This window comes from Gilvimarinus algae (assembly GCF_030518215.1).
Lineage (GTDB): Bacteria > Pseudomonadota > Gammaproteobacteria > Pseudomonadales > Cellvibrionaceae > Gilvimarinus > Gilvimarinus algae.
In genome coordinates this window covers 149,936-174,311 of record NZ_JAULRT010000062.1, presented here as the reverse complement: position 1 = coordinate 174,311, position 24,376 = coordinate 149,936, and the positions used below count along the sequence as shown (strand labels likewise).

Sequence of the window (24,376 nt, the reverse complement as noted above, 5' to 3'; positions counted from 1 at the left end):
AAAAGCCCAGCATTCGCTGGGCTTTTTGCCGAACCTACCAGCGATTAAAGCTTAAAGCTAACGCCCAGCATGTAGCGGGTTTCGCCTTCATAGGACCAGGCAGGGTAGCCTTCAAGCAGCGGAGCCTTCATACCGAACTCTCTGGTTGACTCATCTGCCGCGCCATACTGGATATCGTCCTCAGCCAACAGGTTGGTAGCTTCGAAACTCAGGTCGATATTGTCGTTCAAGTACCAGTTCGCACTGAAATCCAATGAGCCGAAGTCATCGTGCATGCGGTTGCCATAGTAGAAGCCGCCTTCACGAATCATGTACTTAGAACGCCAGTTATAAGCGGTACGTACTGAGAATGTATCATTTTCCCAGTAACCTACCAAGTTGGCGCTGTCTTGGGAAGACTCGGTAAATACACCAATGCGATCAGCAAAAGCCTCAGCAGGGGCGTCGGCATTCACATAGGTATAGTTAGCAGACACACCAAAGCCATTGTCGAAACCGTGGTTGATTTGCAGCTCAATACCATTGATATCAGCACCGCTGGCGTTCACTTTCTCGTTGATGGTCCAGTTATCACCACCGGCCGGATCTTCCACACCAATCTGCTGGTCGGGATTAATAACATCGGTCACGAAGTCATCAATCGACTTGACAAAGTAAGTCGCAGACACCAAATTCCCCTCGCCATAGTAGTACTCCAGGCTGAGGTCCGCTTGGCTAGACTTCATTGGCAACAAGCCCTCAGAACCCATGTTGACGGTTTGGTTGTCGTCACGGTCGTCGGCATAACCGGAGTAACTCACCACCATATCCGCGTAATTCGGGCGGCTGATGGTTTGCGCCGCAGTAAAGCGCATCAGCAAACTGTCAGTCAGATCAACCGAGAGGTTGAAGCTGGGGAGGAAATCATCGTAATCGGCTTGGTGATCGGTCGTGGTGTAGCTGTAACCGTTGTTCTCACCAATATCGCCCTCGGCCAACTCAGTGCCGTCCAACTCGTACTGAGTGCGAGTGATATCAGAACTTATGTAACGCACACCGACATTACCTTTGAAACGATCGCCCTCAAAGGTAAACATGCCGTAGAAGGCGTCGTTCTGCTCGTTCAGCAGAGAGTAGCCCGGGCGCGCCTCGTCCCAACCGTTGAGGTTGTTTTCGGTGGCCGCGATCATGGCATCCAGGTTGGGCTCTGGCACTGTAACGCCGTTGACGCCCACTTCATAGGTGCCATTGTACAGAGAGGCTGTCGCTACCTCGGTGACCGTCAGGTTACCGTTGTAGTCGAAACGCTCTACGTCGTGATCGGTGGTGCGAATACCGGTTTTAAACGAGGTAAATATACCCCAGTCCAGATCGAATTCCACATCGACTTGAGCGTAGGTCTCTTCATCGGTATTCGGTCCTTTACCCACTGCCCAGGCTTGCGGCACGGTGTACTCTTGCAGGTCGTCAAGCGTCATGCTCGGATCGTGGGTGGTGTGGATTTTGATTTGCTTGCCAGTAGCGTCGATGGTGCCGGCCCACAGAGACATTGGGCTGCCTGTACTTGGGAAGTACTGGAAGTTGGTGGTCATATTGGTGCCACCTTTGGCTTCAGTCTGACCGATACTGCCGCTCAAGGTGAAGCCGTCACCGGCGTACTCAGCGCTAAAGTCGTAGGTGTCTGAGGTCATTTCAGCCACACGACCCCAGTGTTGCATAAAGGTCTCGGAGTCTGGCGCACCGCTCGCCCAACCCGGCTGCAAATCACCACGAATTGCTTGGTCGACCGTTTGAATAACACAAACACCCGCTGCGTTTACTTGCTCACAGGAGTAAGTGCTTGCGCTGGGCGGGAAGTAATACAAGTTAGTACCGATGTTGTCGGCGGTCAGATCCAACGACAGCACATGCAGGTTAAAGCTCAGGGCTTCGGTAGGCGCGAACTGAATGTTGGCATCCAAGGCGGTGCGCTCGCGCTCCTGCACAAAGGTAGACGGCTCAACGTCTTGTGACCACTGATAATCAGCTTCGGTACCACGGCGCACGTAATCTGAATCCTCGAATGCGCCGGCAACCAGCACACCAAAGGTCTCTGAATCGTTTTTCCAGCTGTATAGGCCAGAAATTTCTGGAGAAATCTCATCGCCAATGGTTCCGGTTCTCGCTTTTGCGCCCAGGAACAGGGTATTCGCATCCATATCCAGCGGCTTGCGGGTCTTAACGATTACCGTACCACCAATGCCACCTTCGTTCAGATCGGCCTGAGATGATTTGTACACCTCGATACCGCCAATCAACTGAGAAGGCAGCAGAGAGTAGTTAAAGCTGCGGTCGATGGACTGCTGGTCGTACCAGCCGGTAGAGGCGACGTTCTGACCGTTCAGCTGAGTCAAGGTCATTTGGGGGGCGGCACCACGAATTGACACCGAGGCGCCCTGACCGAAAGCACGGCCAACGGTGACGCCGGGAATACGGCCCAGAGACTCACCCACGTCGCTGTCCGGGAACTTACCCACGTCCTCTGCCGATACGGCATCGACGATACCGGTGGCGTTACGCTTGATGTCAACGGCATCGTTCAACGACGCCCGGATACCCGTGACAACAACTTCTTCGTACATTGGCTCATCTTGAGCCTGAGCCACCACTGGCGCCAGTAGGCAGCCTGAGATGCTCGATGCGATCAGCTTTCTGCGAAATGCGCGCTTGTTCAATCCCATAACCTCATCCTCACTTTTATCTTGTTTTGCTGTTCCCAACCGCAAAACTCAATCATCAAACCGAAAACGGCCCGAAGACTAAGCTCGTCATTGAGCAGCAATTGTCATTAATTTGGTTACACCTGACTCACAGCCGCTAAATTTGCCAAACTCGATGTGTTTAACCCAACCCACATTTGCTCAGCCCAACGACAGCCATCGGCGTGCTTTTAGTTTTACTCCCGTCGAGACAACGTTGTCAACGACCAGTTATGGTTTTTTTAATTTTCATGGCAATTTTCCCTCATTTGCACCATTTTGGGTCAAAAATAATGCCAAATCATCATAAAAGAGCGATATTTAATGCCAAAATGCACCAAATTTGTGAAAATTTCTAACATAAAGAGGGTTTGATAAATGTTAAATTTTCACACCACCAGCGCCCAAAGAGTTAAAAAACGTTAAAAGACTTGCATTAAAATAAAAAACTATATTTTTCGGAGAGATTTAAGACTTATGGGTCAACAGTCCCACTGAGAATAGGAAATGCCGCTGATACCTTTGGAGAGCCATAGAATACTTCGACCCGTCTCTGCCTGGATATGAAGAGGGAGTCCGCAAAGCACTTGGCTGGCCATAAAAAAAGCCCCGCCGGTGAGAGCGAGGCCCAATAAAACAATCGTTGCTTCAGCCAGGTAGCGAGGCCACCTGAGCCAGATCTTGTTTTAATTTTCCAGTGTGACGACCCGGCTGCTTTGCTCGTCAAAACGAGAGCGCAATTGCACTGTGGTGGCTTCAAGGCGTACCGGCTTGTCATAGGCTTGCCAAGAAGCGCCTTTATCCAGGCTGTACTCGATGCTCGCCGAAGGCAGGGATGAATTCGCCCTTAGCACCCCATCGTCCAGCACCGCGCCAGGAGGTGGCAAATAGGGGCTCACCCCGGCAGCGACTAGGCGGGGCAGCTCTTTCTCAAAAGAAGAGAGAAACCCGCGATAATCCTCCAAGCGCTGTTCGGTAGCGGGCTGCGTGCCTTCCCAGGACGCCTTGTGCCAGGCGCGCTCTGCCAAAGCTAACAGGCGCGGGTACACCATCTGCTCGAGTTGCTCAGGCGTGCGTATGGTTTCCGTCCACACCTGCCCCTGGATACCAAGGATATTGTCCGGCTTCTCGAGAGGCGGCAGCGGCCTGCCAACCAGCGCCTCCAGATTGTCAATCGGGTCGCCGTTGCGGGTAAAGTCAGCGTTGGCGTAGAGGTTATCCGGCATGTAGCCGAAGACTTTGGCCAGGTCGGTGTAGCGAGCCGCCCAGTAGTAACCCCGCTCGTGCGGATTCACCTCATGAGGGTGGTCGAAATACAGGTGCGTACCGTGCGACAGCACCACTTGGTAGCCCGCGTTGGCCAAGCGGTGCGCCCTGTCGGCCACGCCCCACTCCCAAATGTTGTCCCAGACATTGGCAATTACCCGCTCATTGGCAAACTGAGCGCGATTAAAGGTGTTGTTGGGATCGTACATCAAACCGTCTTCCCAGCCCGCCAGATCCAAGCCCCGCTCACTCACCACCTGCGAAACTCGGCTGACGAAATAGGGTTTCAAGTCAGCAGGCCCAGCCACCCCCAACTCCGAGGTAAAGAGTGCACTACAGGCCGGTGACGCCGTCCAAGAGCCCGCGCCCACCTCATCACCCCCCATATGGAAGGTATCGAGTTTAATGCCGGCGCGGCGATACATTTGTTGCAGCTCGTAGATCACCTTGTCGACAAAACGGTAGGTGGACTCCAGGCAGACATTAATGGAGTTGTCCGTGTAGTTTTGTACGGTAATGTACTCTGAGGCGTCTTTTGGGTCAGATAACAGATACTGTTCGGCGGCCGCTTTATCACCTGCCTCCATCAGGCGCTGATAGCGCGCCTCCATGGACTTAATGGCGGCACGCGCATGACCGGGCATATCGATCTCGGGAATCACCTCTATATGCCGGGCGGCGGCATACTTCAGTATCGCGACAAAGTCATCGGCGCTGTAGAAACCATTGCCCGAACCGCTCTCATGGGGCCCGGTGCCTAACTGAGTCAGCAGGCAACGCTGCTCGCTCATATCAAAGCAGCGGTTCGCACCAACCTCGGTAAGCTCAGGCAGGCCCGGTATCTCAAGTCGCCAGCCCTCATCTTCAGTCAGGTGAAGATGAAGCTTATTGAGCTTGTAGCGACCCATTTGCTCAATCATGCGCAAGGTCACGTCCAGGCCATGGAAGTTTCGGCCCATGTCATAGTGCATACCGCGCCAGTGGGCTCGGGGGGCGTCGCTGATCAGCACCTCCGGCAGCTGCGCCTTATCGGAACCCATCAGCCCCAGCAAACTCTGGATGCCGTAAAAGGCGCCGGCACTGTCGCTCCCGTCAATAACGATACGCTCATCCGACACCTCCAGCACATAGCCCTCACTAACCTCGGGCAGTTCAGCACTTTTAACGCCGCCACCGGCGACTCGCAGGTAAATCACTGGCCCTTTTTTGGTGCTGTGGTGATCGGGTTCGGCCTCCAACTCAATGCCATAGGCGGTTTTCAGACGCTCGATTAAATATTGCGCCTCCCATTTCAACCGTCCGGCATAGCGAATCTGCCAAGAGTCATCCAGCGTCACGGAGCCCCGGCGAAACTTGGACTCCAAAGGCTTAGGGACAATCCGGTGTTCGCCGGCCTGTGGCTCCAGCGCCGACCACTGCTTATTGGCCTGATAGCGGGTCTCGGCGGTCATCACCTGAAACTTATCGTGGCGGTTACGCAGCTGCTGCTCCTGGCGAACAATCGGCTCGACAAAATCTGTCAGCGTTTCTGTATCGGTGTTAGCAAAGACTTCGGGCTCAAGTTCGCCCATCACCACAAACGCCCTCGGCATAAAATCGCTGTAGCTGACCATGTGCGCCGAAGGTGAGAACTCCACACTCAGCGACTGGCCAGGTTCCAGCCCTTTAAAGTCTGATGTTGGGTAAAGACGGTGCAAGTCACCCTGAACATGCTCTATCTGCACATTCGCATCGGCGAGAGGCGCTACTTTTCTGACCAGGTGAAAATAAACCGACCAGCCAGATGATGGCAGCGCCATGTCGGACTGATTATCCAGACTCAGGCGCATTTTCTTGGTCCGGTCGTCGGCGTTACTGACCACCCCAAAGGTCAGGGGCGCCGTGTCGGCGAATTCAGCCAGTTGCTGCTGAGACCAGCTGGCCGCCTGCGCGACACCACAGCTGAGAAGCGCCAACAGGGTTAGGTAGTATCTCATTGTTATTTTCCTCAAAGCTTAGCGATTGGCGGAGTGAACTCCTGGTGAGCCGACAGAGCATACCGAACCCACACCGCATCAAGACAACGTTGTCTAGGGTACACGAAATTAGTTTAGGTGCCAGCCATCTTAACCAACGTTGAGTTTTGTAAAGAAACACACAATTTTTTCGCACCATTTTGATACATTTTTTCAACACTAAGCACCAACACAGTGAGCAATATATAGCCTATTACGCTGACTGAATGAAACATCCATCGAATGTGGAATAATGCGCCTATTTTATTTGACAACGTTGTCCATTCGGCATAATTTCAAGACTCGGTTTATGAAAAATAACAGACGCTGTCACGAGGTTGCGGGCATGACTCTTCGCTTCAAAATGTGGGTACTAACCAGTCTGATTCTGGCAGGGTTGCTGGTCATTGTTTCCGTGGGCCTTTACACCTTGCGCCAAGCCACCAGCCAGGACAACGAAGCGCGGGTCAAACAGCTGCTCTCCAGCACCTACGCCACGGTCGTGGAGATGGAACAGTTGGCCGCCGAGGGGGCGCTGAGCGACGAACAGGCGCAGAGCATTGCCGCTCGAATTTTGCAAAACAACATCTACCACGACTCCGAATACGTCTACGTCGCAGACAGGGAGCTGAACTTTGTTGCCGCTCCACTCGACCCGCAACTGCACGGCACCAGCTTTCACGAGTTTAAAGACGCGGACAACAAAAGCGTCGGCGATATTATGCTCAGAGCGGTGCAATCGGCAGATGGAGATCTGGCCAAGTACCCCTGGAATCAGCGCCAGGCGGACGGTTCTGTGGAAGAAAAGCTCTCCATCGCCAAGCGCACACCCCGCTGGGGCTGGGTCGTGGGCACGGGTATCGGCTTTAACGAAGTCAACGCCCGCTTTTGGGACAGTGCCGGCGACCAGCTGATTATTTGCATCGTCATCATTTTGTTGATCGTCGTCCCTGTGCACCTGGCGGTAAGTGGGATCCAAAAAGGTCTGGGGGGCGAGTTGAAAGAGGTACTGGCACTGGTGCGCAAGGTCTCCAGCGGCGACCTCACCGAGAACGACCAGATCCACAATGCGCCTCAGGACAGTATTTACGCCTCAGTGTTGAGAATGCGTCATGCGCTCAGAGAAATGATGACGGCCATGAGACAGGCGGCGCAAACACTCGACGGCATCAGTGACAGCATTGTCGAAAAAGCGCAAACCAGCACCGCCATGGCGGAGGACCAGAGCACGACCACCGCAAAGATTGCCAGCTCTGCCGAAGAGTTTAATCAGCAGACCCGCCACGCCATGTCCCAGGCCGAAGAGGCGCGAGATCAGACGCATTCCGCCTCGAAAACGTCTGAGCACGGCCGCCTGCTGATTTCCAACGCCGTTGCCCGCTTTACCGATATTGACCAAAGCGTGACGGTGACCCAGCAGAGTATTGATACCCTTGCCTCAAAAATTGACAGCATTTCAGCGGTTGTATCGGTAATCAGCGCGGTAGCCGAGCAAACCAACCTATTGGCGTTGAATGCGGCCATTGAGGCGGCACGCGCCGGCGAGCAAGGACGCGGATTCGCCGTGGTTGCCGACGAAGTACGGCAACTGGCCTCGCGCACCACACAAGCCACCGGTGAAATCAGCGACTCTATCAGCGCTGTACAGCAGAGTAGCCGCGAGAGTAAAAAGCACATGGACGCCATGGTGAGCGAACTGCGAGAAGGTATCGAGCAAACCAAAGAGGGCGGCAAAACCGTAGAGTCAATTCGCGAGGAAACCCGCATAGTAGAGGACATTGTCTCGCACATTCGCCAAGCCATGTCCGAGCACGTTGAGGCCAGCGGCCTGATTCTGGAGTATGTCAGTCAGGTGGAGCAGTTGTCCATCAGTGCAAAAGAAGCCGCACAAGGCACGCTGAATACCTCGCGCCAGATTCGCGATGCGGCTCACGGGCTCAGTCAGCAGCTGGATCAGTTTACCCTCTAAGCGACGGGAAATTTTACCGGCGCCCAGTATTTTGCGAGCAAAAGAGCACCCACAGGTGCTCTTGTACATCGCTCGAGACTGCGCTCTTCTCTGTTACACCTGAGCCTCAGAGCTGGCAAAAAACTCAGCCAGGGCGGCACCGGGATTGTCCCGGCGCATAAAGGCCTCACCCACCAAAAAGGCGTGCACGTCCCGCTCGCGCATCATCGCCACATCGGCTGGCGAGAGGATGCCGCTTTCGGTCACCACCAAACGCTCAGGCCCGATACGATCCAGTAACCCAAAGGTGGTTTCCAGCGTGACTTCAAAGTTGTGCAGATTGCGGTTATTAATACCGATAAGCTTATTGGGCAGCGCCAGGGCCAGCTCCAGCTCGGCCGCATCGTGCACTTCGACCAACACATCCAGCCCCAGCGCCAGGGCGAAATGGTTGAGTTCGATCAGTCTCTCGGCGGACAGCGCCGCGACAATCAAGAGTACACAATCGGCGCCCATGGCCCTGGCTTCCAGCAGCTGGTATTCATCCACCAGAAAGTCTTTGCGAATCACAGGCAGGGAAACCGCGGCGCGAGCCTCGCGTAAATAGTCATCGGCACCCTGAAAAAAATCCACGTCCGTCAGTACCGACAAGCAGGCCGCCCCACCGGCCTCGTAACTGGCCGCCAACTGAGCGGGCACAAAATCCTCGCGAATCACCCCTTTACTAGGCGATGCCTTCTTGATTTCAGCAATGACGGCCGCCTGACCCTGGCTGATTTTGCGCTCCAGCGCCCGGACAAAACCACGCGGAGCGCCCTGGGCGCTGACCTTAGCCTGCAATTCGGCCTCACTGATACGGGCCTTGCGCTCGGCAATTTCTTCCCACTTGCGCGCGATAATGGTCTTTAGAATCGTCGGCGTCTCACTCATGGACGCGGTACCTCGCTTTTTTAGTTAGGGCCTGTTAACACTAATGGAATATACCTGCTGGGGGCCAGTTTTGATTCCAGCTAGGCGCCGTGAGCGAAGTTTGGTCATTCCAAATAAGCGAAAGCTGGCCCCATGAGCGCAGCGAGTGCTTTGGGTCTCGGCAACAACGCTGAAAGCAAAACTGGCTCTAGCCCTTCGGGTTGCACCTAAAAATCCGCCACTCTGCGTTGTTTGTCGTTCGTTTGGAACCACCAAACCTCTCTCCTCGCGCCTTAATTGGCGGATTTTTATGTGTAACAGGCCGTACTCAATTAGTGTTAGCAGGCCCTAGCCAAAACACTGGGTAAAAGCGGCCAGTTCACGAAGCTTTTCACCGGCAAGACCGGAACCTATGGCGTCCTGCGCCATGGCCACACCCTCGGCCAGAGTATCGGCCACTCCGCTGACATAAATAGCTGCCCCAGCATTGAGCGCGATGATATCGGCCGCCTTCTGCCCGGTCGCGTCGGGCTTGCGCCCCAGAGCGTTGTTAATAAGCGCCAGAGACTGTTCGGCACTCTCTACGGCCAGCCCGATCAAGCTCTGGCTGGCGATGCCGAAATCCTCGGGCTTGATCTGGTATTCAGTGACTGAACCGCCTTTCAGCTCGGCCACATGTGTCTCGCGAGCGAGTGAAATTTCATCCAGTCCATCGGCAGCATGAACCACCATGACGTGTTCGCTGCCCAAGCGCCCGAGCACCTCGGCCATGGGTCGGCAGAGCTTGTCGCTAAACACCCCGATGACCTGACGCTTCACGCCCGCAGGGTTGGTCATAGGACCAAGCATGTTAAAGAGGGTCCGCAAACCCAGCTCTTTGCGCGGACCAATGGCATGCTTCATGGCGCTGTGATGGCTGGGGGCAAACATAAAACCCACACCCAGCTCCTCGACACAGCGCGCGACCTGCTCCGACGTCAGGCTCAGATTAATACCAGCGGCTTCAAGCACATCGGCACTGCCAGTGGAGCTGGATACCGAGCGGTTACCGTGCTTGGCAACGCTGGCACCCGCGGCCGCCACCACAAAAGCGCTGGCGGTGGACACATTAAATAGATTGGCGCCATCACCACCGGTGCCACAGGTATCCACCAAGTGATCGGCCTGTATGCTCACACCCGAGGCCAACTCACGCATAACACTGGCCGCGCCGGTGATTTCGTCCAGGGTTTCGCCTTTCATTCGAAGGCCCATAAGCAGCGCGCCAATCTGTGCGGGCGTGGCCTCGCCGGTCATGACCTGGCGCATCACGGCAATCATTTCATCGGTGCTCAGGTCGATTTTATCAACCACCTGAGCCAGTGCTGTTTTAATGTCCACATTCACTCCGTTTATTGTCCGGTCTGCTGCAGAAAGTTGTTCAACAGGGCATGCCCCTCTTCGGTTTTAACAGACTCAGGATGAAACTGTACGCCCTCAAGCGCCAAACTCCGGTGCCGCAGGCCCATGATTTCATCATCACCGGCCACTGATGTCGCCCAGGCGGTCGGTTCGAGCACCGGGGGCAAGCTGCGCTGCTCCACCACCAAAGAGTGATATCGGGTCACCTGCAGAGGGTTACTGAGCCCGGCAAATACGCCCACACCTGTATGCAGGACCTGCGAGCTCTTGCCGTGCATGACCTGCGCAGCCCTTACGGTACGGGCGCCAAAGGCTTCGGCGATACACTGATGTCCAAGACAGACGCCCAGGATCGGGATTTTACCAGAAAATGCCCGAATGACGGCCAGGGAGATGCCGGCGTCCTCAGGCCTGCCGGGGCCGGGCGAGACGACGATGTAGCGCGGGGCCAGAGACTCGATGGTCTCGAGGGTGAGAACGTCATTGCGATAGACCTCCACCGACACCCCCAGCTCTTCAAAATAGTGAACCAGGTTGTAGGTGAACGAATCGTAGTTGTCGATCATCAACAGCATTGGGGGTGCGCCAGGGCCAGGCCTCAGAGGTTACGGATGCGCGATCCTAGGCCCTGGACAGCACAAATTCAAGGTTCCGCTTTCGGCGAGGGCGCATCGGCCGCGTTTGCCGCTTGCGGCTTGGGCGAAGCGCTGAAAGTGTCGCCCACGTAATCGCTCGCCTTTTGCGACAATTCACGGAATTTGTCCGAGGCCTGGCTCAGTTTTTCATCCCATTCGGGGTTTGGCGTCTGCCCCTCAATGGTTTTGAAATAGACCTCCATCATAGCCGTCACGGCCAGAGGCTCCAAAAGCGCAGCTTTCAAACTCCAGGCCAGCAATGCAGCACTGAGAAACGACCAAAAGCCCAGACTGCCAGGAAACAGCGCGGCAATACCGGCCACAGGCCCCAGTACCAGCAAAAAGATGACAAAGGCCGACACATACATAAACACCATGAGAAACACGGCATTTTTCAGCATGACTTTGTAGTTTTGCGCGTAGAGAATCAGCGCATCTTTGCTGCTCTGCCAGGGGTTGTCACTGCCGGTTTTAATGTTGTATCCCAGCATCACCTCATCGACGTAAGTCAGCGAGGTGGTAATAATGCGGTTCACAATACCGGCCAGCTGCTCCAGCGCGGGGATAGGAATGAGCCTTGAGACAGACATGACCATACGATTAAGCAGCCTCAGTATGCCTTTGATCAGCTGGTCCACCCCAAAGAGTACCGAGGCCTCCTTGAAACGCTCTTTGACTACCTGTTGACCATGCTCTATCTGACTGCGCCCGGCTGGCAGCTCGCGCCCCTGCATCAGCTCGACCAACACGGCGATATGGCCGGCCTTGATCAAATAAAGCAAGTATTCCCGGGCCCAGTAAAGAATGCCGCTGACAATCGCAAAACCCAGCAAGCCGCCAATCGCTGCGCCGCCACCCTCGCCCTCTCCCATGGAGCTCAGGCCATAGCCAATCCCAGCGCCAAGACCAGTCACCACGATATACGCCAGAGTAATGCCCACGTAGACCAGAAGACGCAAAAAAATAAACGGTGAAGTGCGGCCCATCAAACGGGCAGCCGCCATTAAGTTAAAATCCCACATCAGAAACTCCCCTGTATCGCCGATTAAAACCCTGTGGGCCCGCTCTGACGGCGCCAACAAGAAGATTAGCGCGCCAAAGCGGACATTTTTTCACTATTACCACCCAAGCGGTTACGTTATCATGACGCCCCAATCGGCCGCTACTGGCTGGCCATACACAAAGACTCAGAGAACAACACTTCAACCATGAATATTCTGGTCACTGGTGGAGCAGGGTTTATCGGCTCTGCGGTTATCCGCCACTTGTTAAAGGACACAGAGCACAGCGTTATCAATCTGGACAAACTTACCTACGCGGGTAATCTCGAGTCGCTGGTCGGCGTGGCCGAGAGCCCGCGCTACCGCTTTGAGCCGGTGGATATCTGTGACGCCAAAGCCGTAGCAGCTGTGTTCGCCAAGCATCAACCCGATGCCATCATGCATCTGGCGGCAGAGAGCCATGTTGACCGCTCCATTACCGATGCCGCCGCCTTTATCCAAACCAATATCATCGGTACCTATACTCTGCTCGAGCAGTCTCGCCAGTACTGGGACACACTGGATCCTGCCCGGCGCGCGAGCTTTCGCTTTCATCACATCTCCACCGATGAAGTCTACGGTGACCTCGAGGGTACCGAGGAGCTGTTTACAGAGCAAACGGCCTACGCACCCAGCTCACCCTATTCTGCGAGCAAGGCAAGCTCAGACCATTTGGTGCGCGCCTGGCAGCGCACCTACGGGCTACCGATACTCATCACCAACTGCTCCAACAATTACGGGCCCTACCACTTTCCGGAAAAGTTTATCCCGCATATGATTCTCAATGCGCTGGCTGGAAAGCCCCTGCCGGTATATGGTGACGGTAATCAGATTCGCGACTGGCTCTACGTGGAAGACCACGCCCGGGCACTTGTGCAAGTTCTGACAAAAGGCAAGTCGGGCGAGACCTACAACATCGGCGGGCACAACGAAAAGCGCAATATCGAAGTAGTGAACGGCATTTGCGAGTTGCTCGAAGAACTGGCCCCGACACAAAAGCCAGAAGGCGTTGCGCAATATCGCGATTTGATTACCTTCGTCACAGACCGGCCCGGTCACGATTTGCGCTATGCCATCGACGCTTCCAAGATCGAGCGTGAACTTGGCTGGACCCCCCAGGAAAGCTTCGCAACGGGACTGCGCAAAACCGTTCAGTGGTACCTGGAAAACACCGGCTGGTGGCAGCATGTTCTCAGCGGCGAATATCAGCTGACACGTATAGGACTGGCGCAATGAAAGGTATTATTCTCGCGGGCGGCAGCGGCACCCGACTCTACCCTATCACCCAGGGCGTCTCCAAACAGCTGATTCCCGTCTACGATAAACCGATGATTTACTACCCACTGTCGATACTGATGTTCGCCGGTATCCGGGAGATTCTCATCATTACCACGCCAGAGGATCAGAGCAGCTTTCAACGCCTGCTCGGCGACGGCTCGCACCTGGGGCTGGCCTTTGAATATGTTGTACAGCCCTCACCGGATGGTCTGGCGCAAGCGTTTATCCTCGGCGAGGGGTTTATCGGCGATGACTCGGTCTGCCTGGTACTGGGCGACAACATCTATTACGGCCACCACCTGAGCGATACCCTGCAAAGTGCCGCTGCCAACGCCGACCAGAATTTCGCCACTGTGTTCGGCTATCATGTAAACGATCCCGAGCGCTACGGCGTGGTGGAGTTCGACGCGCAGGATAACGCCGTCAGCATTGAAGAAAAGCCAGCGGTGCCCAAGTCCAATTACGCCGTGACCGGGCTGTATTTTTACCCCAACGATGTGGTGAAAAAAGCCAAAGCCGTGCAACCGTCGCACCGCGGCGAATTGGAGATCACCAGCGTCAATCAAATGTATCTTGACGAGGGCCGGCTCAAAGTCGAACTTATGGGGCGTGGTTATGCCTGGCTCGACACAGGCACCCACGAAAGCCTGCTGGAGGCGGCCCAATTTATTGAAACCATCGAAAAGCGTCAGGGCCTGAAAATCGCCTGTATCGAAGAAATTGCTTACGAGCTGGGCTACATCAGCCAGCAACAGCTCAAGGATCTCGCCGCACCTTTGGCCAAGAACCAGTACGGCCAATACCTGCTCAAACGTGCCGAGGAGGAGTGGACCCCGTGAAGATCACCCCACAAGCCATTCCAGAGGTAGTTCTTATTGAGCCTAAGGTTTTCGGCGATGCGCGCGGCTACTTTTTTGAATCGTATCGCCAAGACGCCCTGGAAGCCGCCACCGGTCATCGCCTGCACTTTATGCAAGACAATGAATCGCTATCGGCGCGCGGGGTATTGCGAGGTTTGCACTATCAGCAAGCGCCCTACGCGCAGAGCAAACTGGTACGTGTGGTCAGCGGCGATGTAATTGACGTGGCAGTGGACATTCGTATTGGCAGTCCAACGTTTGGCCAACATGTCTGCGCCAGACTCAATAGCGACAACAAACACCAACTGTTTGTCCCGCGCGGTTTTGCCCACGGGTTTATCGTGCTCAGCGAAACGGCTATTTTCACTTACAAAGTGGATAACCCCTACGCACCGGAGCATGACAGGGGCATCAGTTACTCCGACCCTGCGCTCGCCATTGACTGGCAGCTGCCGAAAGAACAAATTCAAACCTCAGACAAGGATGGCGCGCTACCCACATTGAAAGACCGGTTGGAGAGCGCCCCCGAAACCCTCTTTCAATATGAGCAGGCACTCTATGACTAGTGGGCTACGAATTCTGGTCACTGGCACCAATGGCCAGCTTGGGCAGGAACTGGCAGGGCTTGCGAAGCATTACGCAGACATTGAGTGGCATTTTCTCGATCGCAGCACGCTCGATCTTTCCGAGACAACTCGCATCGCCCCCACTATTGCTGCTATCGCCCCACAAGTCATTGTTAATGCCGCGGCATATACTGCTGTTGATAAAGCCGAGTCTGAGGGAGAAATCGCCGATGCCATCAACCATATTGCTGTCAGGGAAATAGCAAATACGGCGAAAGCATTGGACGCCTGCCTGATCCAGGTCTCTACCGACTATGTATTTGATGGTACACACCACCGCCCTTACCTGCCGAGCGACACCCCCTCACCTGAGAGCGTCTATGGTGCCACCAAGCTTGCCGGGGAGAAGGCGTTTATCGGCTCCGGGGCGAAGGGTATAGTACTTCGCACCAGCTGGGTTTACAGCGCCTTGGGCAAAAACTTTGTGGGCACCATGCTGAGGCTAGGCCGTGAAAAAGACGCTCTGGGTGTGGTAGCCGACCAAGTTGGCAGTCCCACTTGGGCAAAGGACCTAGCACGCGCCATTATCCGTATCAGTCTTAGCGAGAAACTCCAGAACACCAAAGGCGAGATCTACCATTACAGCAATACAGGTGTCTGCAGTTGGTTTGACTTGGCAACCTGCATCATGGATGAGAGCGGACTGGACTGCAGTGTCAATCCTATTGCGAGTGAAGCCTATCCCACTCCGGCTAAGCGCCCTCACTACAGCGTGCTCAACTGCCAGAGTACCCTTGACGATTTCTCCGTTGAAACACCCCATTGGCTGCACTCGCTGCGCCTGGCGCTTCCCGAGTTCGCCACTGAAAAACCATGATCAGTGTATGCCTGGCCAGCCACAATGGTGCTCTGTACCTCGCTGAGCAGATTGCCAGTATCCTTGAGCAGTTAAGCCTTGCGGACGAGCTGATCATCGTCGACGACTGCTCCACGGACAACACCCTAGACGTTATTCAGGCGTTTGACGACGAGCGCATTCAAATTTACGGCAACACCTCTCAACTGGGCCACGTAAAGAGTTTTGCCAAGGCCATTGCCCGAGCCAAAGGCGACATTGTTTTCCTGAGTGATCAAGATGATATTTGGCCGCCAGGCCGTGTCAAAACCATGGTAAACGCCATGAACACTCAAGGCGTTGCTGTCATCGCCGCCAACTTTCATCGCATCGACAAGGCAGGGCAAACACTGGCAGCCCCATCCGTGCAGCTGCGTAGCGCGGACAGCACAAAATACCTGACAAACATTCTAGGAATATTTCTCGGTAGGCGCCCCTACTATGGGTGTACCATGGCGTTCAGAGGCCACTTTCGCGACCAACTGCTGCCCATACCCGGCTTTGTGGAGTCGCACGATCTGTGGATTGCCCTTGCGGCCAACCTAGAGAGCGAGATTCATCATCTCGAAGACAGCGTACTGCAAAAGCGCACGCATGCTAACAACGTATCATCACGTCAAAGAAGAGCCTTGCCGATCGTTTTTATCAGCCGGCTCCGGTTATTGGCGAGTGTCGTTATTCTCTTGTGGCGCGCATGGCAGCCAAAAAAAGATAACGGCAAGTAAAGAAAGCTGACACCAAAACAGAATAACCCAGATAGTGGTGATAGATATTCCAAAAATAACCCACCACTTTTCGCTTGTTGGCCGATACCGACCCTTGGTGCTTTCGGTAACTGGCTAATACCTCCGGCAAAACCCCAAGCTTGCCGCCCGATCGAGCCAAGTCAAGCCACAGTGCGTAATCCTCGTGCCCTATTTCCGGAAATCGTCTGTCAGCGAGATGCGTTGAGCGACAGAGTACGGTGGAGCAAACCAGCGTATTGTGACGCAAAAGCGAAGAATAACTCAGCGAGCCGGGGAACAAACGGCGGCCCGTCTCGGCACCTTTGGCGTTCATTAGACTAACCGAAGTGCCACATAGGTCCAGCCCCTGCTCCTGCATAAAACGCAGCTGATGCCCAAGCTTTTCAGGCCGCCAGGTGTCGTCGGCATCAAGAAAGGCACACCACTCGCCACGAACTTGATCCAATCCAACGTTGCGCGGCCTGGCCGGTGAACCCGTATTCGTCTCAAGCGTAACAAACCGGATTCTCTCGTCAGCGGCAGCGAATGACTGGCACAAAAGCGCGGTGTCGTCCGTGGAGCCGTCATCGACAATAATAAGCTCCCACTGGGTAAACCCTTGTCGGCGCACAGACTCCACCGCATGGCTGATGGTGGCCGCTGCGTTGTAGACCGGCATTATCACACTGACTAGAGGTTCTTCTTGGTCGCCGTCAATCGAGCCCGCCATGAACGCTCTTCCTCTATGACATTGTCCGCCGAATGGCCGGGCGCGCCGCATCAGGAGAGAAGTGGGACTCAAGGTTTCGCACCCCACCAGCCGAGATCCTGCGCCAAAGCTCAGCGTTCTGATAAACGCGCGCAATAGCTTCAGCAAATGCTTCAGGCTGCTCTGCAACCAGAACGTCCTCACCATCTACGGTGTGCATTCCCTCTACAGCGCAGGCGGTGGCAACCACCGGTATGCCGTAATTCATGGCTTCGTTCACCTTACCCTTTACCCCCGCCCCATAACGAAGCGGTGCGATGGACACCCGAGCCCCTTGCAGCTCGGGCTCAATGTCTTCTACAAAGCCAAGAATTTGCAGGTTCTCATTGGCCAGCGCCTTAATTGAGTCGGGCATATGGCTGCCAATAATGGTGGTGACCACTCCCGGCAGGAGCCTCTGCACATGCGGCATCACCTCCTTGGCATACCACTGCACAGCGTCAATATTGGGTGGATGACGAAAGCCTCCGACAAACAAAATGCCTTCTCTCTGTTCATAGTCGGGCCGCTCAGGAGTATGCGAGTGAATGTTTGACACGATTTCGACTCGCGCTTCAGGTACGATATCGGCAAGCAGCTGCTTTTCGAATTCGGAGACCACTAGAGTAATATCGCAGTTGCGTATCAACTCCAGCTCCTTGCGTTTGGTTACCGCCGCCTGCGCTTTCAGCGCTTGATCACCACTGAGCTCGGCTTCGCGCTCCTCACGGACAAAATGTAAATCCACGGTATCAAAAATCAGCTTTGCCTTGGGCGCCACAGCGCGCGCGAGCGCCAAATACTGAGAAGCAATATAGTGGCGACTGATAAAAATGGCATCCAGGGTCGGGCCTCTCTTGCGCAAGACGCGGCGCACAGAACCCGCCCAATCGTTGTAAAGCACCTCAATACCGAGCGCGTTGAGCTCGGCAACAACTTTTTCCCGATACTCGAGATTATCAGCCACAAAGGTGACGTGATAACCTTCGTCACGGAGAATCTTTAACAGGTTCAACATGCGAATTGAACCAGAATCCTGGTCCGGCGTGATCATGCAGGCCTCAATGACCAGAACATTGCCTTTGCTGTAGCGGTTTGCCTCATTTTCAGGCTCTACAGCGTTGTCGCTATGACTGGCGAGCACCGACTTCCAGCGCTCAAAGAATTTTTTGCCGTTGGTCACCTGGTGAGCTTTCACTCCACTATTTTCATCGCGCCCGTGACTCACGCCTTCGATGTGAAAAACCTCTGCCGCTGGCTGGTAGACCACCCTCAGGCCCTTTTCCCGAATGCGAAAGGCCAAATCTGTATCTTCATAGTAAGCGGGCATGTAATACTCATCAAACCCACCAAGCTCGGCAAACACATCTGTGCGTATTGCGAGCACGGCCCCCGAACAATAATCCGCATCGCGGACGTAGTTAAACCTGGGGTCGGCAGCGCTCTGCCCGCGCCCCCAGTTCCAGCCGCTACCATCGCGCCAGATAATACCGCCCGCCTCCTGCAAGCTACCATCGGCATTGAGCAACTTCGCCCCGACCAACCCCACATCGCGATGCTCAGAGAAAGTTGCTAGCAACCGGTCAAAGGCACCGGCACAGACAATAGTGTCATTGTTCAGCAGCACCAGATATTCGCCTTTGGCCATAGAGGCTCCGGCATTTGTATTGCCAACAAAACCAAGATTTTTCTCGCCACGGCAAAAACGCACACCGTCTACTTCACTAAGAACCTCCTCTGCCGACTCCGGCGAGCAGTCATCGGCGATGACAACCTCATAGGGCACTTTTGGTGGGTAAGTAGCGATACTTCTCAAGCATTGATGCGTTGTTCCATGCTCACCGTAGACCGGAATCACTATTGAAACAACAGGCTCGGCAGAGGTCACCAAAACAACGGGGGGTAATGGTTCATTCTCTGGTACAGCTTGGGCGAATGCCTCAAACTGTTCAACTTTCTTCTGCGCTTGGGCATCCGCTTCGTCCATCGCGTTTTGCTGGACTTGGCGGCCTTGCACCTCCATACCGAGCCGAGCCAATATGGATCGCCATTGTCCGCGACGCACTAGTGATGCAAGCCTATAGTAAGAGGCGGGGCGAAGACTATGCTTTAAAAGGATCTGAGCAAGATCAGCTGATTTGAATACCACACGCTTCAGAACACGCAAAGGCCGTGTAACTCTCCATGAAAAGCTCCTGGCAATTTGGTCAATCCTGGTGTTGAGAGCATTAATCTGCGTATCTTTGCTCTCTACCGTGAGCTTGAACTCTTCCTCCAGCTTATTGATATAAGCTTGTGCTTTTTCCGCTTGCTGTTGCAGCTCAACAATGCCGTCTTTCGCTAGTGAGAGGTTCTGATCGTACAGCTGAATAGTTTCCTCGGCTGCATTGAGTTTGACCTCATAGCCTACTTCAAGCGAGCGGGCATCCTCAGCCGCTTGTCTAAGCTCATGCTTTAAGCCCTCTACGACCTCCTTGAGTGGTCTATATTGCTGCAACTCCTCATTCAAAGCTCTATAGGCCTGCATACCCGCGACTTCTGTCTCTGTATCGTCCAGGAACTGTAAACGCCTCTGGACCTCGCGTAGAACACCGCTATGGTGAGTTCTGATGCCAAACTCAAACAATGATCGAATAGGTCTATCTGGATCGGATGCAGGTGCGGGGAAGCACTGGAGCTGCTCTAGCACCGCAACTGTGTCGGCGCTGGCTTGCGCGGTCTGCTTTAGAGGTGGCTCAAGGTACCATTGCCGATAAGCATCTCTCGTATCGGCATATACGACTGAACCAGTCTCGGAGTAGTCCACAGCTAATTTTAGGGCTTCAAGCCATTCCGACGGCAGAGAATTCGCTGCCAACAACTTTGCCAGGGGATACGCCCCTAGACGATCTTCCAAAGCGCCGAGGCTAGACGCCACTATCGGTAAACCTGAAGCCATGGCATGTGAAAGCGTAAAACTGTATGTCTCCGGCACTTGAGCAGGAAACCAAATTGCATCGGGCTTTTCTTGTGCCAAGAGGCGAGGTAGCTCATCAGCCGCATAATCCCCAGTAATCACAATGGGGGCGTCTGTCGGGTGCGTAGGATATCCGATAAGGGTTATGGCAATTTGAGGGGCCCGCTCTGCAGCAAGCTTAGCGACCGACTCGACCTGCCGCAGTCCTTTTTCCTCGGTCAAAGCTCCGAGAACAACCACCTTATAAACCGGTCCTGAGGCTTCGACATATTCCGGGTGCGGTTTGAAAGTAATATTCACACCGGGGAAGGCGTCACCCACCCGGGCTTTTACCTGCGACGACGGCGCTATGACCCTCTCGGCTTTTTTTACCAACGGTAGCAAGCGGCGCTGCCAGGCCGCCTGCTCCCGAGGCCAACTGGAATCACTGCATACCGGGCCATTCTCAGTCAGATGGTACTGCGGCGACACCAGATAGTAATCGTGTAGGGTTATATCAAGAGGCACATCTAGCCCGAGAATAAGCTCAATCAGGGACGAAGGCCAGCCGTGGATGTGGTGCAAGTGCACACGTCCAATGCGTATGGTTTTGAGCACAGCCAGCCAATTGGGCAGGCCCACCTTATCAAAACCTCCGGCACGAATAATCTCTTGTTCTCCCCCTTTAAGGTAGAAACCTAGCTCTATGCCGCCGTCTCCCAAACCGCGCATGACAACGACATGACAATCGACTAAGCCAACCAACGTCTGAACATGCTGTTCAACACCACCACCCCAGCAGTGGGTAATAAAAAGCAACGCGGGTTCATCAGATCGCAGTAGCTGATCAAGCACCTGCGCAGCATTGGGCGTAATGGTAGTCTGCATAAATAAGTGGTCTTCTAAATGATCGTCTGGGTAACCGTCAAACAGCTTACTAAGTCTCCATCCCGTGGCCGCAAGCTGCCGGACAGCACGCTCTCGCAGCGGGAGGAGAGGATCTTCTGCAATAAATCGAGCCACATCTGAGAAATAGTCAGGGTATCGCTCGCGGATGACTCTTTCCGCATGACCGGTCAGCTCAACCTTGTCCTGCTGAAAGCTGACATTGCCCTCGTGAAAGACGAAACAATCTGCACAAAGTAAATGCAACCACCCGGCCGCTGTTGCGCGTAAGCAGAAGTCGTTTTCCTCGCCATATCCCCGACCAAAGGCCTCTTCATCAAACAGGCCTATAGCATCAAGGCACTGGCGACGAATAAACATGCAAAATCCAACAGCTGTTGGAAGCTCTAATGTTTGATGTCGATTGGCGACGGAAAACGCACCCTGTAAAAGGGAAACCGACTCATTTTCGTACAGACGATTGTTCTGACAAAACAACGGAAAGGAGCAAATCTCGGCATTGTTAGAGAAAGGCGTAACAGTCGCCACTTTAGGCCGGCTATACGCCGCTCCCCTCAGACACTCAAGCCAATCGCCAGCAACCATAGTGTCACTGTTCAACAAAACGATATCGCAACCTTGCTTAGCGATCATCGCCTTATTGACAGTAGCAACAAAACCCAGATTTTTAGGGTTTTCAATGAGTGTTACTAGACTCTTGCGGCCAAGCTCTTTGCAGTATTGAGCCACTTCTGGCTCGGGGGATGCATCGTTGATTACCAATACTTCAGCACCGTTCAGCTCACTCGCGAGCACCGATTCAAGGCAGCTTTTTGTCTGCCTCAAGCCTCGGTAAACAGGTACAACGACGGTAACGGGATGCTTAACACTCATCGGTGGCAGTAATTTCTCAAGTTTAAAGCACCCCGGCTCAGGCACAACCTTAAAGCGGCAGGATCTACCTTTAATTTACTTTTGGTAGTACCACCATTTACCGTCTATATTTAACCAACGTTCGTTCAGTGTTGTAGTTAGAACTTCCTTGACCATCGGTGATTTATAGGTGAGCCCAACTGCCACTTTACACAGCTGTTCTTCACAATTCACCGACTTAACCTCTGCCTCCTTCCAAGTTCCAACCCCTGCCACAAATGCGGAATAGCGTGAAAAAGTAACGCCTGACCTATACGCGGGGGACAAAAACCCGTAAGCCTTTTTTAAGTCGCCAGCCAACAGAGCATCCAGACGTTTCTGAGAGAGAGCTGCAACACGCTCTTCCGGGGTCAGCTTAGATGACTGAGTGGCGCAACCTGTCGCAGCGACACAAAACAATACGGCAACTGCGTAAAAAAAACGCTTTCCCATGCTTTCTAAACCTCTATTCATTTACCAACTTATCAGGATCGAAGGTTCTCTCAAACGCCTCTAGCCCCCTCATGCGGCCACGCATTTCTTCCGTAATATTTCGCAGATCTTGCTCTGTCTGAATCACATGAGGAGTGATAACCACCAGCAACTCAGTTCGACGCTCAATAACCCTCGTAGAACCGAAAAGATTTCCAATAATTGGCAACTCACTCAGAAAGGGCAGCCCCGTTTTGCCTTTTGTTTGGTTATCGCTAATGAGGCCACCGAGCACAACCGTTTCCCCTGAGCGGACGGCGACCCGGCTTTCAATGTTACGCTCAAAAAAGCTCACCTGCCCGGTTACATCATCAGGATCTCCCACATCAGTCACAGACTGAATCAAATCAAGCGTAACCAGGCCACCCGCGTTGACGGACGGGACCACATCGAGCTTTACCCCTGTCTCCTTGTAATTGATTGAATTGGAGACACCGCCACCCTCGATAATGGTCGAAGATGTACGAATAGGCTGTTGAGTTCCGACATGAATCTTCGCCGCGTGATTATCCAGAACCATAATAGAGGGCGTAGACAGAACCTTAATCAATTCCTTGTCGGAAACAGCCTCCAATACGGCCTGAATACTGCTCATCGGATTGGTAAAGGTATAGCCGAAACTCGGAATATTTACGCTGACATTGCCACTGGAATCGGGCCCAATACCGGCATAGCCTGTACCAGACCAACCGCCTTTCAAATTATTTTCCATGTACCACTCAAGACCATACTGTAAGTCCTCATTGAGCGTTACTTCTATAATACTTGCCTCTATTAATATTTGAGAAGGCATAACATCTAACTGTTTAAGTGCCGTTTCTATCTTCCGATACTCAGAACTGGTGGCGTAAACCAGAAGCGAGTTATTAACCTGATCGGCAACAATTTTGGCTGAGTCGCCCAAGGAGTAGCTAGATGATCCACGTTGAGTGCGCGAGCTATTTCCTCCTCCCGCTGAAGTAGCAGCAGTGGATGCCCCAGCGCTTTCTGATGAAAGGCTGCTCGGCGTCAAACCTGGGGAAACGCCGGCGTTGCGTTGTCGGTTGGCTGATGATGAAGAGCCGCCACCCATCCCGCCAAACACACTACTGATTAATTGAGCAAGGTGATCTGCAGTGCCATTCTGGACGGAGTAAACATACAATTGAGGCTCTACCCCTGACTCAGGAGCCTTGTCTAGGCGCTCGATCCATGTGCCAACTTTTTTAAGATAGCTCTCTCTGGGTGTAACCACTAATACACTACCAAGAGACTCCAACGGAACAGTCTTCACCATTCCATCAAGAGCGGCTTCATCACCGGATGAAGCTGTAGACATAAGAGACTCTAATGCAGCAACCACATCCGCCACTGCATTGTACTCAATTGGAAAGATGCCAACAGACATACCTTCAAGCATATCCACATCAAACATATCTACGATGTCTAGCCAGCTATCCAGCTGCGCACGCGTACCAGACAAGATTAATAAATTACGGGCGCCATCAACACGGACAAAAGCTGATTCAGGAGCAACCGGCTTCAGAATATCCGTCATCTGCTCCGCACCGATATGATCTAGAGAAACAATAATATTTGCGAAGCCGACTCCAGAATCCCTACTATTGCGATACCTCAGACTCTTCTGTACTGCCCCATCACTCGGGGTAATAACAAAGCGATTGGAATCATCACGAATCATGACAAAGCCGTTACTACGCAATAGCGACTCCACGATTCCAAGCAACTCCTCACGTTGCAACGGATTACGTGAACGCAAGGTGGCCGTACCCTTAAGTGGAGCATCCAGCGTATAAGATAAACCAAGAATATCGCCAAGCACTCCATGTACGACGTCCGCGAGAGGCGTCTCATCGAAATTGAGCATAACCGCCTCACCAGTAATACGAACGGGTGAGTCTACAGGCGGCATGTTTACCAATTTTCCAGTGCCGGCATACAAATCGGGAACTCTGCGATCGTCCCGCTCATCATTAGCCGAACCATTCTTGTTAGCACCAAAAACAGGCTTATCAGCATCTGGAACATCAGGCGCATCGTCTGACGACATCTTTTGCGCATCTATCGTCGTATCATCAACCACTGTCTGCGACGCACAGCCAACTACGAACACCACAAGCGCAATAGCAAGGAGTTTATCGATTAGAGGGTAAAATTTATTCATTCAAAA

16 protein-coding genes are annotated in these 24,376 nt (G+C 53.7%); 6 read left to right on the top strand and 10 right to left on the bottom strand.

Annotated elements, in window-relative coordinates; genetic code table 11:
* Positions 1-44 precede the first annotated feature (44 nt).
* The gene (locus QWI16_RS15550; protein ID WP_302714471.1) at positions 45-2,699 is read right to left on the bottom strand and encodes a TonB-dependent receptor; all 2,655 of its coding nucleotides are present in this window, start codon (positions 2,697-2,699) and stop codon (positions 45-47) included.
* A 704-nt stretch (positions 2,700-3,403) separates the two neighbouring features.
* Positions 3,404-5,959, bottom strand: a complete 2,556-nt coding sequence (locus QWI16_RS15545; RefSeq protein WP_302714469.1) for a beta-N-acetylhexosaminidase — start codon at positions 5,957-5,959, stop codon at positions 3,404-3,406.
* Positions 5,960-6,287: 328 nt separating this feature from the next.
* Here QWI16_RS15545 and QWI16_RS15540 point away from each other — a divergent pair, with 328 nt between their 5' ends.
* Positions 6,288-7,946, top strand: coding sequence for a methyl-accepting chemotaxis protein (locus tag QWI16_RS15540; protein ID WP_302714467.1), 1,659 nt, complete (start codon positions 6,288-6,290; stop codon positions 7,944-7,946).
* 93 nt (positions 7,947-8,039) lie between these two features.
* Here QWI16_RS15540 and trpC read toward each other — a convergent pair whose 3' ends face one another.
* From trpC to QWI16_RS15520, 4 genes are all read right to left on the bottom strand, one after another.
* Positions 8,040-8,855 carry an indole-3-glycerol phosphate synthase TrpC gene (trpC, locus tag QWI16_RS15535; protein WP_302714465.1) on the bottom strand — a complete coding sequence of 272 codons (816 nt, stop codon included), beginning with the start codon at positions 8,853-8,855 and terminating at the stop codon, positions 8,040-8,042.
* A 327-nt stretch (positions 8,856-9,182) separates the two neighbouring features.
* Entirely contained in the window at positions 9,183-10,214 is a 1,032-nt protein-coding gene (gene trpD / locus QWI16_RS15530; protein ID WP_302714463.1) for an anthranilate phosphoribosyltransferase, read from the bottom strand.
* Between the two features lie 11 nt (positions 10,215-10,225).
* Positions 10,226-10,810, bottom strand: coding sequence for an anthranilate synthase component II (locus QWI16_RS15525; RefSeq protein WP_302714461.1), 585 nt, complete (start codon positions 10,808-10,810; stop codon positions 10,226-10,228).
* A gap of 68 nt (positions 10,811-10,878) precedes the next feature.
* Positions 10,879-11,892: a hypothetical protein gene (locus tag QWI16_RS15520; RefSeq protein ID WP_302714459.1), complete on the bottom strand. Its 1,014-nt coding sequence runs from the start codon at positions 11,890-11,892 to the stop codon at positions 10,879-10,881.
* A 186-nt stretch (positions 11,893-12,078) separates the two neighbouring features.
* Between QWI16_RS15520 and rfbB the strand changes: the two genes are divergently transcribed.
* From rfbB to QWI16_RS15495, 5 genes are read left to right on the top strand one after another with little or no spacing between them, the layout of a single operon-like run.
* Positions 12,079-13,146, top strand: coding sequence for a dTDP-glucose 4,6-dehydratase (gene rfbB, locus QWI16_RS15515; protein WP_302714457.1), 1,068 nt, complete (start codon positions 12,079-12,081; stop codon positions 13,144-13,146).
* The gene (gene rfbA / locus QWI16_RS15510; protein ID WP_302714454.1) at positions 13,143-14,027 is read left to right on the top strand and encodes a glucose-1-phosphate thymidylyltransferase RfbA; all 885 of its coding nucleotides are present in this window, start codon (positions 13,143-13,145) and stop codon (positions 14,025-14,027) included. Before rfbB ends, rfbA begins: the two co-directional genes overlap by 4 nt.
* Positions 14,024-14,614, top strand: a complete 591-nt coding sequence (rfbC, locus tag QWI16_RS15505) for a dTDP-4-dehydrorhamnose 3,5-epimerase (RefSeq protein WP_302714452.1) — start codon at positions 14,024-14,026, stop codon at positions 14,612-14,614. Before rfbA ends, rfbC begins: the two co-directional genes overlap by 4 nt.
* Positions 14,607-15,491 (top strand): dTDP-4-dehydrorhamnose reductase, encoded by an 885-nt coding sequence (gene rfbD / locus QWI16_RS15500; RefSeq protein ID WP_302714450.1) that lies wholly within the window; start codon positions 14,607-14,609, stop codon positions 15,489-15,491. The genes rfbC and rfbD overlap by 8 nt, the downstream gene beginning before the upstream one ends.
* Positions 15,488-16,234: a glycosyltransferase gene (locus QWI16_RS15495; RefSeq protein WP_302714448.1), complete on the top strand. Its 747-nt coding sequence runs from the start codon at positions 15,488-15,490 to the stop codon at positions 16,232-16,234. Before rfbD ends, QWI16_RS15495 begins: the two co-directional genes overlap by 4 nt.
* Here the strand turns inward: QWI16_RS15495 and QWI16_RS15490 are convergent.
* The 4 genes from QWI16_RS15490 to gspD form a co-directional block, all read right to left on the bottom strand.
* The gene (locus QWI16_RS15490; RefSeq protein ID WP_302714446.1) at positions 16,185-16,964 is read right to left on the bottom strand and encodes a glycosyltransferase family 2 protein; all 780 of its coding nucleotides are present in this window, start codon (positions 16,962-16,964) and stop codon (positions 16,185-16,187) included. The two genes, QWI16_RS15495 and QWI16_RS15490, sit on opposite strands and share 50 nt — an antisense overlap.
* Before the next feature lie 13 nt (positions 16,965-16,977).
* Positions 16,978-21,696, bottom strand: a complete 4,719-nt coding sequence (locus QWI16_RS15485) for a glycosyltransferase (protein ID WP_302714444.1) — start codon at positions 21,694-21,696, stop codon at positions 16,978-16,980.
* 75 nt (positions 21,697-21,771) lie between these two features.
* Complete coding sequence (locus tag QWI16_RS15480; protein ID WP_302714441.1) at positions 21,772-22,188, bottom strand: hypothetical protein; 417 nt, start codon at positions 22,186-22,188, stop codon at positions 21,772-21,774.
* Complete coding sequence (gspD, locus tag QWI16_RS15475) at positions 22,181-24,370, bottom strand: type II secretion system secretin GspD (protein WP_302714439.1); 2,190 nt, start codon at positions 24,368-24,370, stop codon at positions 22,181-22,183. The genes QWI16_RS15480 and gspD overlap by 8 nt, the downstream gene beginning before the upstream one ends.
* Between the last annotated feature and the right edge of the window lie 6 nt (positions 24,371-24,376).

Bases quoted from the DNA above. Each gene is read 5' to 3' on its own strand.
- rfbD (WP_302714450.1), top strand. From the start codon at position 14,607: ATGACTAGTGGGCTACGAATTCTGGTCACTGGCACCAATGGCCAGCTT.
- trpC (WP_302714465.1), bottom strand. From the start codon at position 8,855: ATGAGTGAGACGCCGACGATTCTAAAGACCATTATCGCGCGCAAGTGG.
- QWI16_RS15480 (WP_302714441.1), bottom strand. From the start codon at position 22,188: ATGAATAGAGGTTTAGAAAGCATGGGAAAGCGTTTTTTTTACGCAGTT.
- QWI16_RS15485 (WP_302714444.1), bottom strand. From the start codon at position 21,696: ATGAGTGTTAAGCATCCCGTTACCGTCGTTGTACCTGTTTACCGAGGC.
- QWI16_RS15490 (WP_302714446.1), bottom strand. From the start codon at position 16,964: ATGGCGGGCTCGATTGACGGCGACCAAGAAGAACCTCTAGTCAGTGTG.
- QWI16_RS15545 (WP_302714469.1), bottom strand. From the start codon at position 5,959: ATGAGATACTACCTAACCCTGTTGGCGCTTCTCAGCTGTGGTGTCGCG.
- QWI16_RS15550 (WP_302714471.1), bottom strand. From the start codon at position 2,699: ATGGGATTGAACAAGCGCGCATTTCGCAGAAAGCTGATCGCATCGAGC.
- QWI16_RS15525 (WP_302714461.1), bottom strand. From the start codon at position 10,810: ATGCTGTTGATGATCGACAACTACGATTCGTTCACCTACAACCTGGTT.
- QWI16_RS15495 (WP_302714448.1), top strand. From the start codon at position 15,488: ATGATCAGTGTATGCCTGGCCAGCCACAATGGTGCTCTGTACCTCGCT.
- rfbB (WP_302714457.1), top strand. From the start codon at position 12,079: ATGAATATTCTGGTCACTGGTGGAGCAGGGTTTATCGGCTCTGCGGTT.
- gspD (WP_302714439.1), bottom strand. From the start codon at position 24,370: ATGAATAAATTTTACCCTCTAATCGATAAACTCCTTGCTATTGCGCTT.
- rfbA (WP_302714454.1), top strand. From the start codon at position 13,143: ATGAAAGGTATTATTCTCGCGGGCGGCAGCGGCACCCGACTCTACCCT.
- QWI16_RS15520 (WP_302714459.1), bottom strand. From the start codon at position 11,892: ATGTGGGATTTTAACTTAATGGCGGCTGCCCGTTTGATGGGCCGCACT.
- QWI16_RS15540 (WP_302714467.1), top strand. From the start codon at position 6,288: ATGAAAAATAACAGACGCTGTCACGAGGTTGCGGGCATGACTCTTCGC.